The sequence below is a fragment of the Alteromonas halophila genome (genome assembly GCF_014651815.1).
Lineage (GTDB): Bacteria > Pseudomonadota > Gammaproteobacteria > Enterobacterales > Alteromonadaceae > Alteromonas > Alteromonas halophila.
Window position 1 is genome coordinate 23,851 of the sequence record NZ_BMXP01000004.1, and the last position, 12,620, is coordinate 36,470.

Annotated in this window: 11 protein-coding genes; 2 read left to right on the forward strand and 9 right to left on the reverse strand. The window is 49.9% G+C overall.

Features of this window, described 5'->3' with window-relative positions:
- Positions 1–71 precede the first annotated feature (71 nt).
- Together IE054_RS09700 and IE054_RS09705 are read left to right on the forward strand one after the other, a co-directional pair.
- Positions 72–2,042 (forward strand): class I adenylate cyclase domain-containing protein, encoded by a 1,971-nt coding sequence (locus IE054_RS09700; RefSeq protein ID WP_189405889.1) that lies wholly within the window; start codon positions 72–74, stop codon positions 2,040–2,042.
- Positions 2,043–2,384: 342 nt separating this feature from the next.
- The gene (locus IE054_RS09705) at positions 2,385–3,923 is read left to right on the forward strand and encodes an AbgT family transporter (RefSeq protein WP_189405891.1); all 1,539 of its coding nucleotides are present in this window, start codon (positions 2,385–2,387) and stop codon (positions 3,921–3,923) included.
- Positions 3,924–4,074: 151 nt separating this feature from the next.
- Here IE054_RS09705 and cfa read toward each other — a convergent pair whose 3' ends face one another.
- From cfa to ribBA, 9 genes are all read right to left on the reverse strand, one after another.
- Positions 4,075–5,256, reverse strand: coding sequence for a cyclopropane fatty acyl phospholipid synthase (gene cfa / locus IE054_RS09710; protein WP_189405893.1), 1,182 nt, complete (start codon positions 5,254–5,256; stop codon positions 4,075–4,077).
- Between the two features lie 229 nt (positions 5,257–5,485).
- Positions 5,486–7,042: a hypothetical protein gene (locus IE054_RS09715; RefSeq protein ID WP_189405895.1), complete on the reverse strand. Its 1,557-nt coding sequence runs from the start codon at positions 7,040–7,042 to the stop codon at positions 5,486–5,488.
- Positions 7,043–7,178: 136 nt separating this feature from the next.
- Positions 7,179–8,300, reverse strand: a complete 1,122-nt coding sequence (locus IE054_RS09720; RefSeq protein ID WP_189405897.1) for an RDD family protein — start codon at positions 8,298–8,300, stop codon at positions 7,179–7,181.
- A gap of 51 nt (positions 8,301–8,351) precedes the next feature.
- Positions 8,352–8,792, reverse strand: a complete 441-nt coding sequence (locus IE054_RS09725) for a PH domain-containing protein (protein WP_189405900.1) — start codon at positions 8,790–8,792, stop codon at positions 8,352–8,354.
- Between the two features lie 199 nt (positions 8,793–8,991).
- Complete coding sequence (locus IE054_RS09730) at positions 8,992–9,471, reverse strand: phosphatidylglycerophosphatase A family protein (RefSeq protein WP_189405902.1); 480 nt, start codon at positions 9,469–9,471, stop codon at positions 8,992–8,994.
- A complete protein-coding gene (gene thiL / locus IE054_RS09735) occupies positions 9,471–10,436 on the reverse strand; it encodes a thiamine-phosphate kinase (RefSeq protein WP_189405904.1) in 966 nt (321 codons plus the stop codon). The genes IE054_RS09730 and thiL overlap by 1 nt, the downstream gene beginning before the upstream one ends.
- A gap of 45 nt (positions 10,437–10,481) precedes the next feature.
- Positions 10,482–10,904, reverse strand: coding sequence for a transcription antitermination factor NusB (gene nusB / locus IE054_RS09740; protein ID WP_189405906.1), 423 nt, complete (start codon positions 10,902–10,904; stop codon positions 10,482–10,484).
- Positions 10,905–10,917: 13 nt separating this feature from the next.
- Positions 10,918–11,391 (reverse strand): 6,7-dimethyl-8-ribityllumazine synthase, encoded by a 474-nt coding sequence (ribH, locus tag IE054_RS09745; RefSeq protein WP_189405908.1) that lies wholly within the window; start codon positions 11,389–11,391, stop codon positions 10,918–10,920.
- Positions 11,392–11,470: 79 nt separating this feature from the next.
- Positions 11,471–12,586, reverse strand: a complete 1,116-nt coding sequence (gene ribBA, locus IE054_RS09750; RefSeq protein WP_189405910.1) for a bifunctional 3,4-dihydroxy-2-butanone-4-phosphate synthase/GTP cyclohydrolase II — start codon at positions 12,584–12,586, stop codon at positions 11,471–11,473.
- Between the last annotated feature and the right edge of the window lie 34 nt (positions 12,587–12,620).

The following is a 12,620-nucleotide window of genomic DNA, read 5'->3' on the forward strand; positions in this document are numbered from 1 at the left end:
ACATTGTCGTACAATAGGCAGTACGCTAATGATGACAGTCACACTGTTTTAAGGAAGAAGACCCTAGCCCCATGGCTTTGCAGCAATCACTTACCGTGAATCAAAACCTGACAATTCGTCTGCTCAGGGTATTGCGTTATAACAAGGCAAGAATTGAACGCTCTCTGGCGCTGCTGCCCAAAGACCGGCGCCCGCTGTTTCACGTTCTGCCATTTTTGCTGCATGTTAATCATCCGGATTTGCCTGGCTACATTGAAAACAGTGAAGTGCCGTACGGGCTGAATAACTTCTCGTTCCGGGATCAGATTAAAGACGCACTGACCGCCTGCTTCCCGGCTAAACAAGCACTGTTCGAGGACGTAAAACCGATCTGGCCACGTCAGCGTGCGATAGACGCGCTGGTCCTCATGGGCAGTATTGGCACCATTGCCCAGTCCTCCTCATCAGATTTTGACTACTGGGTGTGCGTAAACGGTAAAGTGATGACAGCGCGCGGAAAGCACTTTCTGCAGCAAAAACTTACCGCTGTTGAGCAATGGGCCGCCCAGGAGCAAGGCATTGAGGTCCACTTTTTCCTGTCTGATATCAATAATGTTAAAGCCAACGATTTTGGCGTAGCTGAGGGGGAAAGTGCCGGTTCAGCGCAGGCAATACTGCTCAAATCAGAGTTTTATACCACGAATATCGTGGTTGCCGGTAAGGCTCCGTTTTGGTGGCTGGTACCCGATTCGTTTACCCAACAGCAATACTATTCGCTGATGTCACAGCTCGAGGAAGGAGGAAGCCCTGATCCAAACTGGTTTATGGACTTAGGCTATCTGGAAAAGCTTGATCCCAATGAATTGTTTGGTGCCGCGATATGGCAGTTAGGTAAAGCCATGGACTCACCGTTTAAGTCTGTGCTGAAAATGGCCAAGCTGGAAGTGTTTCTTGAAAATCTGGAACACGAGCAACCTTTGTGTAACTTATTAAAACGCCGGGTACACAATGGTGATGAGGCGCCGGGCTCGGTTGCCACCATCGATCCGTATGCACTGATGTTTGACCAGCTTATCAATCATTACGCCGACCGTGAAGAACATGAAGTTGTTCTGCTTTTACAGCAGTGCCTGTATATCAAGTGTGCGCCGCGGCTCAGTTATCCGGCAGATGAAGGTGAAGTAACCTTTAAACGACGGATTATGGCCGGTTATGCCAGACACTGGGGCTGGACACGCTCTGAACTGCGGCACCTGGACGACCTTAACAGCTGGTCTTTTCAGGAGCTGGTGAAGCTTTCACGCCGGATACACCGCTTTCTCATACAGTGTTACCGTAGGATGTCCTCCAAGCTGAGTATGGAGCGGCAGCTGGTCAGTAAAGAGGACATGACGGTGCTCGGTCGGAGGCTAGACACCTTCTACTCTAAAAAAGACAATAAAATTGAGTTTTTACGCAGCGGCTTTGATGATCGCATGTATTGTCCGACAGTCACGCTGAAAATGGCGCGCAAAAAGGCAGGAGAGCATATCTGGACAGCCTACTCCGGTGATCAGATTGGCAGGCATGGAAAACCGCTCGAAAGAACGCGTATGACCACCTCAGGCAGCCCTGTTCGTATCCTCACCTGGTGCGTGTGTAACCGAATTCTGGACGCTGATTCGCATGTCTTACTGGATTACGATACTGATCCGCTGACCGAACGTGATCTTGAAGAGCTGGTCAAACACATTCAGAGCCTCTTCCCGCCGGTAAAGATAAACGCTTTGCCCCGCAAAGCGCTGCTGGCACCCGCGCAAATCAATGCCTGTATGGTGATCCTGAATTTCACCACACTGCGACTCAAAGCTACAGTGGAAGAGACCATACTGGTTTATTCCACGACCTGGGGCGAAACCTTCATGATCACAGGACAAGAGGCACTGGATAACTTGTGGTATGAGCTTCAGGAAATGTCCCCACAACCCAAATGTACCGTTTTTATTCCTCATGGGAGCCAGCGAAAGCGAATTTTTGATTCCTTTATGGAAAATACCGAGCTGCCATTCGAACTCCTCCCCTGATCACCAGATTAATGTTGCAATTTGGGCGTATCCGCTGTGACCGGCTCCAGCAACACAGTCAACGCATAGTCTTGTTGTTCACCAGGCTCTAAACGATAGGCATCATAGGGCTTCGCTCCTCAGGTATTGTCGCCTCCCACGCCCCGCTGACGGTAATCCAGGGTAAGCTCTGTCAGCGGTCTGGGTTTTATGTCAGCTGCGTGGCGGTGACGGATAAACAGGCCCCGATGGCACGAAGAGTGTAATGAGAAGACACCAATAAAGACTGTAACTTGCTGTTATTTTCGGGTAATTTATCAACAGGCAGATTCAACCATATTCATAATTACAAGGCGTACTCACATGGAAAACGCTAATGCATCGCCCATCCAGCGACTCCTTAATAAAGTAGAAGTGTGGGGTAACAAACTCCCCGATCCCGCCGTTTTATTTATCATTTTATTGTTCGCCGTCTGGGCCTTGTCATGGGCGCTCTCCGGTGTCAGTTTCGATGTGGTCGATCCCAGAAATGGCGAACCACTCGCGATCAATAATCAACTGGCGGGCTCGGCACTTACACAGTTCTTTTCATCAATGGTGACAAATTTCGCCCATTTTCACCCGGTCGGGGTGGTCCTGGTGGCTATGTTAGGTATTGGTGTGGCTGAATATTCCGGCTTTATCAATGCCGGACTCAGAGCATTGCTGTCAGTCACAGCGACCTGGTTGCTGACCCCAATGATTATTCTTATCGGAATTGTCAGCCACTCGGCCGTCGATGCCGGCTATGTACTGGTTATTCCTCTTGGCGGCGTTATTTTTTACGCCGCAGGACGCCATCCTCTGGCTGGTATCGCCGCTGCTTTCGCCGGGGTCTCCGGAGGATTTTCTGCGAACTTTGTACCCTCAGCCCTTGATCCTATGCTTCAGGGGATCTCTCAGGCAGGTGCGCAACTGCTTGACCCCAGCGTGACACTGAACCCACTGAATAACTATTACTTTACAACAGCGTCAGCGGTGGTTGTCACCGGGCTGGGCTGGTTTATTACCGACAAGCTGGTAGAGCCCAAGCTTAGAAATAACCCGGTCGACGGCGATATGTCTGATTTACCCAGTATGGAGCCACTAAAACCCAGCGAACGCCGTGCATTACGATGGTCGCTGCTGGCAGTTGGACTTGGCATTGGCTTACTGATTGTCACCGCCTCCTTTGCGTCATCGCCCTGGCGGGGTGTCGAGGGCTCGCTGACTTCGTTCTCAGCGCCACTCATGAAGTCGATCGTGCCGCTTATCTTTTTACTTTTCCTGATCCCGGGTCTGGTCTACGGACTCATTATCGGCACCATTCGCACGTCATCCCAGTTTGTTGAGGGAATGACAAAGGCAATGCAGGGCATGGGCTATTATCTGGTTATTATGTTTTGTATTGCGCAGTTTATTTATGCGTTTGGCCAGTCTAATCTGGGTATTTTACTGGCTGTTAAAGGCGCCGCCTTTTTAAAAGAGATGCAATTGCCAGCAGGAATAACGATCACAGGAATCGTGTTTCTTACCGGCCTGATTAACCTGTTTGTTGGCTCCGCTTCAGCAAAGTGGGCACTGCTCGCACCTATTTTTATTCCTATGTTAATGCAACTTGGCATTTCGCCGGACCTTGCACAGGCCGCTTACCGGATTGGTGACTCCAGCACCAATATCATCACCCCGCTAATGCCTTACTTCCCGCTGGTCGTCGTATTTTGTCAGCGCTATGTAACGAACACCGGTATCGGCACACTGACCTCAATGATGCTACCATTTTCTGCCTGCTTTATTGTGGTTTGGACACTGTTTCTCATTCTGTACTGGAGTCTGGGGATCCCGCTGGGCATTCAGGCATCCTATGACTACAGCATGCCCTGATACGGTGACCAGGCAGTCACCTGCGGTTTTATCCAGCGTCAGGTACTAGTGGATGGTTGGTGACGGGCCGTACCTGCCCGGCCCCGGAGGCTGTCGCAACGCGCAGACTTACCGGGGCCAGGTGACCACAGCCCAGCCTGGTTTGCCGACGCTACCGCGGACTCTGGTAACGCCTGTGGCCTGCACCCGGTTTGCGCAGCACCAACTGGAAAAGTTGCAGGTTGCGGCTTCTGAATGCGCCCGCACAACACTGCAGATAATACGTCCACATTCGATAAAAACGCTCGTCATACTGGCTCTTTAGCGTCGGCCAGGCAGCGTTAAACTCATCCAGCCAGCTCATCAGCGTGCGATCATAATCAGGACCGAAATTATGCACATCTTCTATCACAAAATAAGGTTCACAGGCCTGACTGATTTGTGTCAGTGATGGAATAGCGCCGTTTGGAAAAATGTATTTGTGGATCCAGGGATCCGTACCAAGTTGCGACTCCATCTTACCAATGGTGTGTAATACAAAGATGCCATCATCGTCCATCAGTTCATGGGCTTTGCCTAAGTAAGTGTCATAATTTTTCTGACCAACATGCTCGAACATACCAATCGACACCAGCTTGTCAAACGTGCCCTGTAAGCTACGATAGTCCTGCAGACGAATATCGACAGGCAAGCCATTACAGCGTGTTGAAGCAAGCTTCTTCTGCTCTTTAGAGATGGTAACGCCGGTAACGTTGGCCTGATAGTGACGCGCCGCATGCTCTGCAAAGCTTCCCCAGCCACACCCGATATCCAGAACCTTTTCCCCGGCCTGAATGTCAGCCTTGCGACACACCAAATCAAGCTTTGCCACCTGCGCTGCGTGCAAGTCTGCTGCGTCATGCCAGTAACCACAGGAATAACACATAGTAGGGTCAAGCATGGCTTTATAAAGATCATTGCCAACATCGTAGTGTTGCTCACCAACCTGAAACGCACGCTTAACTGACTGTAAATTCATCAGTCTGGTCATCAGCCAGTGTTTTACCGCTATCCAGCGGCCTGTGATCTCTTTTTCGATATGGCGATCCATAAGGCGGGTAAAGAAACCATCAAGGCGCTCACAGTCCCACCAGCCATCCATATAGCTTTCGCCCGCCCCTAACGATCCCTCAAGTAATACCCGGCGATAAAAGTTGCGGTTATGGATCTGCGGGTCCCAGGGGTTCGGCCCGTTGACTTTTATGCCTGTTCCCTCGAGGCGCTGGACTAACCAGGATGGCGGTTTCGTATTGGCCTGCGAAGAGATTTTGCGGTATTTTCCGATGTTATTATCTGCATCAGCTGATCCTGCCATTTCTCTCTCCATCGACATTGTCGGTGTGAACTTGCTCAATAAATATGCTAAGTCAGTGCTGTGCACAAATCAAATGGTGTGGATTTTTAGTGTTATCAGGACGGGGATAGACAAGTCTGTGTGCATACAAACCCAAAAAGGCAGCCGTCTTCAAGCCAAACTGCGGCAGCCCTGACAGGTTATATTGAAGAACCATGGCAAGGCAGGTAGCTGGCTGTAAACAGATGCCCTAATACGAGTCAGGATTAAATGAACCGTTATACCTGCGCGTTCCGTCCTTTTTCCAGAACTCAATCGCCGGAACCTGATTCTCCCATACATCGGTTGCATTCCAGGTAAATTCATCCTTATAACGGGCATCGAAGAATTCGCTTTCGTAATGGCTTGCCTCCCGGCTTTCCGGGAAAAACAGGTTACTGCCCTTAGATACAACCACTTCAGCCTGACTTAAGAACTGAATTTGACGACGCGTGATGATTTTACACGTCGGCTCATCGGGATCCGCCGGGTATAGTGAAGAAACAATTGCCCGTTCAATTTCCCCTGACTCCTGCTGGATTACATAAATACCCGATCCAAGCGGAAAGCGGCCAACCATATTCAGAAAGCAATCCACATATACCGCGTTGTAAGCCTTATCTGCTTTGCCCTGCTCTAAAATATCGTAGGCCCGGTAAATCTGGCGATAATCAAAGTCCTGCTTGGTCGATAACATAAACGAGGCATACGTCATTGGAATACGCAGCAAATCGCCAAGCTCGTGCCCCGTATACTTGGTTGACTTAAGCGTATTGAGAATAAACGCCAGCTGCTTTTTCTCATGACTGAGGTAAGCATCACGTTCTTCCCGGCTGTTGAAACGCATAGTCGGTATGCCAATACCAATCTTCAGGTAATCGCTGGTCTTTTTATCGGCTATGCTTAGCAATCTTTCCCGCTCTTGTTGATCCAGTTTTCGATAGCGGTCGTGCCCAAGCACATCATTTGCCTCAGGGCTGTGCATACCAATTGATTGCAACAGTGCGGCCTTGGCCAATGGTTTAAGGATATTCTCGCGGTATGCCAGCTTAATATCACCGGGCATCGCTTCCGGAGCGCTACTGTCTTCACGTTCCTGCTGCAGCTTATCCGCCATCAGACTGTATGACTTATCTGATGGAAACAGCTTTTTCAACTCATCATGCAAAAACCGTGAGTCAAACGTATGCCGGGTTCTGACTTCTTCAAAGAGCGCAATGGTGAGTGCGGTGATAAAGATCGGTTTATATTTTTCATTCCGAATATGACGTACTTTTTCTTTTGGCGACGGTGTAGATAAGGCAATCGTGCCTAAAAACTGACTGAAAATTCGCTCCCCGCTGAGCAAATCCAGCATATGGTCAGTAAGATGATCAAGAAGTTCGTAGCGATTGTTGCTTTGCGTATTTAACCTGGTTTCGAGTTCCCGCAACTCCATATCACTGGCTGACTGTTGCGCAACAAGTTTTGACAGATAACGCTTTGCAGAACTGTGACCTTTTATCGCCGGAAAGGTACCTTTCTCCTTTCGGTAATTATCAATATAGTCGATTTGCTCCTGGTAGGTTTTAACCTTGTGCTTTAACAATGTCAGCTTTTTATAGTCAGTGGGATACTCCTCAAAAAATGCCTCTGCGTTTATGACCAGCTCACGATAACTCTGACGAAAGTCAGTTATCTTCCTGGATATCTCACTGACCATATTAGGTATTTGGGATAACTTCTCTTCCGCCCAGGACGGTTTATTTGATTTACTATCGAGCAGCATCTCGCCCCACACTTTTTATTATTAAGACATTTTTTGTGTTTGCCAGCGGTATCTTATACCTATTCACTGCAAACGTTAAATGTAAGGAAGATGTTTTCCAATCTGTTCTGCGCAGTTTGTTTTGCCTCACTTCATGTCATAAGTCATTGAGTGATGCTACCCTTATATTCAGTTTCTCCAGCCCAGGTCGAATTACAAGCGTGCCAGAAATTTTGTCATGTATGGCCTGTCGGTTGGGCTCCCAGAGAACCTGAGCAAATCCCAGTAACCCGGTTGCAAGTCCGGCACCATAGCCACCATACCGCTCAAAACTTTCCCACAAACTCATCGCTGAGCCGTCCAGTTTGATCACCCTGAGGCCCAGCAGCATTTTCCCCGGAGTCTGACCTTTCATCCAGTACGTGCAGGCAGTGAAATAAAGTGCTGCCCAGCCAAAGCCAATGCCAAGATCTTCGAGTAATCCGCGGACCCAGGCCAGTAAACTCGGATCGCCGTTATCGTTCACGGGGATGTCAGCCGCGGGTACAGAGGAGGCCGTGGTAGCAGGCACTACTGGCATTGTCTGCACGTCAGCGGTGTCCAGATCTAAAGTGGTCTGCTCGTCAAAACGCTCAAGCAGTTGCGCCGTTTGTTCCTGCGTCAGGGATTGCTGCATATGAGCACGCAATGTATCTTTCATGTCGCTGATAATGTGTCGCGGGAAATCGCCGTTACGAATTTTTTCCGATAGCGGTGTCAGAAATGCCTGCCAGCATGCCAGTGGCTGACAACGCTGCTGCACAATTCGCTCATCGAGTTCCTCAAGCTGTGACGACATGCCGATCATAACTGCCGCAATGCCCAGACCCTGGATGCCTGTAACCACATCGCTGGTAGTATCGCGGCTATCTGAATGACTTTGCTGGGGCCCGTTAAAGGTATCGAAAACGGCAATCAGGACACCGAACAAGAGCACAGCAGCAATGCCTTTCATAATGGTTCTCAACCAGCCAAACCGGCTTGGTGTATTTTTCTTTTTTCCTGCGCGCCAGAAAAAAATCACGCCCAGGACAGCCAGTAATACGGACGGAAGATGGGTTAACATAACAACCAGAATGAGATCCAGCCCCATTGCGCTGGCTCGCCTGGCCGGGCGTCCCAGTTTCAGTCCGATGATATCATCAGACACCGCAAACTCGTATGGCGTAACCACATTGCGAATTTGTTTTTCGGTCATTATCTGACCATTACTTTTGAGTTGTGGGGGATGGGTGTCCATAGATTGATTTACCTTTTTTCATCGCGATGCAGGCGCCTGAACGTGGTATCGTCAAGTTTCCAGTTTTTGTAAGACGTTTCTGAGTGTCTCACCATCAGATTTATCCAGCCCCAGAATCGTGCTGGGTTTCTGGCCCCGCGTCTCGATATCAATACGATCCCAAAAAATCCCCGTCCGGTAACTGAAGCCTGCCACTTTACTCCACTGGATCTCGTCGCTGTCACGCCATAAGCCGAATAAACCCGGTGTCATGATAATAATTTTTTCCTGATCAGTGGTAACCTGCTGAGGCAACAGACGAAAGCGAAACAGAAAGGTCGGTAACGGGTTGCTCCTCAGTGCCAGTTTTGGAATTGACAGCGATGTCGTTGTCTTTGCACTGGCAACGCGACTGCCACAATACCGGCAAACACTGGCACCTTCAGGCAGTGAAGCGCAGCAACGTGTGCAGGAAATACCCGACTGATATTCCTGACAATAACGACACTTCATAGCGTCGTGCGGAATATCACTGATGCAATACGTACAATTTTTAGTGTCGCCTTTTTCCATACCATTTCACCGAAACGACGTAACGAAGTTCTGGTTTAAGCTAGCACGGTTTATTGAGGGTGGGTTAACGCAAATTGTAAGGAAGCGTTAGGGAAGATGCGAATAAGTCTAGCGCAGCTCAGGCTTATTCGCATCTTCCTCAGCTCAGCAAACTGATAAGGTGTAACGAGCCACAGGCCATGATGCCAGCCACGACATCATCTAACATAATGCCGGCCCCACCATGAATGTGCTTATCGATAGGGCCAATCGGCCAGGGCTTAAGAATATCGAAGACCCGAAACAGCACAAAACCTGCCAGCAGTGACTGCCAGTGAATGGGAATAAATAAAAACGTAATCAGCATTCCGGCAACCTCATCCCAGACGATAGAGCCATGGTCATGGACCCCCATATCGGCTGCCGTTTTTCCGCACAGATAATTCCCAGCCAGCCAGGCAAACGCCGTCAGCGCGACGTACGCCCAGTCTGGCAGCATGGCCATACCGACAATCAGCGGAATGGCCGCCAGTGAGCCCCAGGTGCCCGGCATAAACGGAATAAGGCCACTACCAAAGCCCAGTGCCATAAAATGCACGGGATTTCGCATCGTAATTCGGGCGCGATAAACAGATTGCATCAGAATTGATGTTCAAAGCCGAACTGTTCGGGCAAATGGTAGCGCTGATCGTTATGTTTCAAATCAATCTGACCAGTGTTACCGGTTAACTGACCTATGCAGGTTGCTTTTACGTTGGTACTGCTCAGTGATGTCTCAAGGTTACCTTTTTGCTCTTCGCTGACAGTAAAAATAAGCTCATAATCGTCCCCAGCGCTCAGTGCATAGGCAATTGCCTGTTCATCAGTGACCGTTTCTTTCATGCCTCGGGAAAGTGGTAAGCGGTCAACGTGGATAGTCGCTCCACATTTTGACGTGGTAAGAATATGCGACAAATCGGCCAGTAAGCCATCAGACACATCAATGCAGGCATTGGCTATACGCCGCAGCGAGGTGCCGGCTGCCACCCGCGGAGTTGGATAAAGGTGCCGCTTAATCAGAAACTCCCTGGCCTCACCCGATGCATCAATCTCACCTTTTAGAATATCCAGGCCAGCACCGGCATCACCGAGTGATCCGGTCACATAAACCCAGTCTCCAGGCTTTGCCTGGTCCCGGCGCAACTGCGTACCTGGAGGAATAAAGCCCTGTGCGGTGATGGTCATTGCCAATGGACCACGTACGGTATCACCACCAATCAGTTGCACTGAATAGAAGCGGGTCAGCTCATACAAGCCGGAAACGAAATCCTCGAGCCAGGCGCTCTCTACTTCAGGTAACGACAATGACAGGCTGATCCACGCGGGCTCTGCGCCCATCGCAGCAAGGTCGCTCAGATTAACGGCTACGGCTTTATACGCCACTGACTTGGCGGGCGCGTCCATTAAGAAATGGACGCCACCTATCAAGGTGTCAGTGGTGACAGCTAATTGTTGATTTTCCGGGATCTGGGTAACCGCGCAATCATCGCCGATACCCACTATCACGTCCTTGCGCTGGTGTCCGCCGCTATGGAAATAGCGACCGATGAGATCGAATTCTTTCACGATAATCTCGTTATTATCCGGGTCACTGGCTTGGCAAAGCCGGGGTTAATCGCGCTCGTCTTTACGCAGCGTTTTTACTGCTTTATCCAGTGCACCATTAATGAATTTGTGACTCTCCTCGGCACCGAATGCTTTTGCCAGTTCAATCGCCTCATTGATAATGACGCGGTATGGCACATCCATGCGTTCGGTGAGTTCGAAGGTTGCGATGCGCAGAACGGCCTTCTCAATGGCGTCCAGCTCTTCTGGCAAGCGCCCGAGGTAGGGTTTGATGATGTCGTCGAGCCGTGAGGCATTTTTCGCCACGCCGCGCAGCATCGCCTGAAAATAGGCCATATCGACTTTATGCATGTCGTTGGAGGTTGCCAGTGCCAGCTCGACCTGATCAATCTGGTTTTTGCTCATTTGCCAGGAATACACACCCTGCAGGGCAAGTTCTCTGGCTTTGTGACGTGCTGAAACTTTCACTTAAACGTTCGCCTTACAATTTGCCGACAGCGTCAACAACGTTGACCATTTCCAGTGCGCCCAGCGCCGCTTCTGCGCCTTTGTTGCCTGCCTTGGTACCAGAGCGCTCAATGGCCTGCTCAATAGAATCTGTAGTAATAACACCAAAAGACAGCGGGATACCGTACTCCAGCGATACCTGCGCCAGCCCTTTATTACATTCACCGGCAACAAAGTCGAAATGCGGCGTGCCGCCCCGAATCACAGCGCCTAACGCAATGATCGCGTCGAACTGCTTTTTCTCTGCCAGTTTTTTTGCAACAACGGGTAATTCGTAGGCGCCAGGTACACGCACCAGCGTAATGTCGTCATCTTTCACTTCACCATGACGCTCAAGCGTATCCAGCGCACCTTCGAGCAGACTTTCCACTACAAAGCTGTTAAATCTTGATACAACAATGGCAAATTTTTTGCCTGTTGCTCTGATGTTACCTTCAATCACCTGCATGGCGTTTATCCTCGTGAAAAAACGGCGCGCAGTATAGCACACCTGCGCACAAACTAAATCGAATGTTGTCGGAATTGTACTATTCGTCGACAGCCTCGTCGTGAATGTATTCCACCACTTCAAGCCCGTAGCCTGACAAGGCGTGATATTTAATCGGCTTGCTCAGAAGACGCATTTTGTGAACCCCAAGCGATGCCAGAATCTGACTACCGACACCAATGGTACGCGAAGAGCCCTGCCAGCTTGCCCCGGCGGGCTGTTCACCGCAATCTTCGGCAGCAAAACGTTTCACCTGCATTTCCAGGTGTTCTTCCTTACCCAGCAACACCAGCACTCCGCCTTCATCGCTGATACGCTGCATTGCCTGCGGAAGTGTCATTGACCGGTTTATTCCCCTGGTAGACCCCAGTAGATCGCTGAAGGTGTTGTGCAGGTGTACGCGTACCAGGGTCGGCGTAGATTCATCAATCTGCCCTTTTTTCAACGCAAAATGTATCTGGTTATCAATACTGTCTTTGAAAGTATGCAGCTCAAACTCACCAAACTCGGTCGGCAGTTTGCACTGCGCGACTTTATCGATGGTCGTTTCGTTTAAGTTACGATATTCAATTAGATCAGCAATGGTACCAATTTTAAGGTTATGTTTTTTAGCAAACGTTTCCAGTTGTGGACGGCGGGCCATGGTGCCGTCCTCATTCAGGATCTCGACGATCACACCGGCAGGTTCACAACCTGCTAATCGCGGCAAATCAACACCTGCTTCGGTATGTCCCGCCCTGTTCAGTACGCCGCCGTCTTTGGCAATTAGCGGAAAAATATGGCCCGGCTGAACGATATCTGCGGCGGACGCGTCTTTGGCGACGGCTGCGCGAATTGTGGCGGCACGGTCAGCAGCGGAAATACCTGTTGTCACGCCGCGCGCGGCTTCGATAGAGACAGTAAAATTGGTGGCAAACTGGGCTTCATTTTTATCTACCATCAATGGCAGATTGAGTCGTTTACAGCGCGCCTGCGTCATGGGTAAACACACCAGTCCGCGGGCATGGGTGACCATGAAATTGATGGCTTCCGGTGTCACATGTTCTGCCGCCATAATCAGATCGCCTTCGTTCTCGCGATCTTCATCATCCATCAGGATCACCATTTTGCCCTGACGAATGTCTTCGATAATCTCTTCGGGGGTGTTTAATGCCATAATTTTTACTTTTATTTGTTTGTAGAGTTATTTG

What these genes read in the sequence shown, in the direction of transcription:
- IE054_RS09725 (WP_189405900.1), bottom strand. Translation starts at nt 8,792, where the DNA reads ATGAAGTGTCGTTATTGTCAGGAATATCAGTCGGGTATTTCCTGCACA.
- IE054_RS09730 (WP_189405902.1), bottom strand. Translation starts at nt 9,471, where the DNA reads ATGCAATCTGTTTATCGCGCCCGAATTACGATGCGAAATCCCGTGCAT.
- cfa (WP_189405893.1), bottom strand. Translation starts at nt 5,256, where the DNA reads ATGGCAGGATCAGCTGATGCAGATAATAACATCGGAAAATACCGCAAA.
- ribBA (WP_189405910.1), bottom strand. Translation starts at nt 12,586, where the DNA reads ATGGCATTAAACACCCCCGAAGAGATTATCGAAGACATTCGTCAGGGC.
- ribH (WP_189405908.1), bottom strand. Translation starts at nt 11,391, where the DNA reads ATGCAGGTGATTGAAGGTAACATCAGAGCAACAGGCAAAAAATTTGCC.
- IE054_RS09715 (WP_189405895.1), bottom strand. Translation starts at nt 7,042, where the DNA reads ATGCTGCTCGATAGTAAATCAAATAAACCGTCCTGGGCGGAAGAGAAG.
- IE054_RS09705 (WP_189405891.1), top strand. Translation starts at nt 2,385, where the DNA reads ATGGAAAACGCTAATGCATCGCCCATCCAGCGACTCCTTAATAAAGTA.
- IE054_RS09720 (WP_189405897.1), bottom strand. Translation starts at nt 8,300, where the DNA reads ATGGACACCCATCCCCCACAACTCAAAAGTAATGGTCAGATAATGACC.
- IE054_RS09700 (WP_189405889.1), top strand. Translation starts at nt 72, where the DNA reads ATGGCTTTGCAGCAATCACTTACCGTGAATCAAAACCTGACAATTCGT.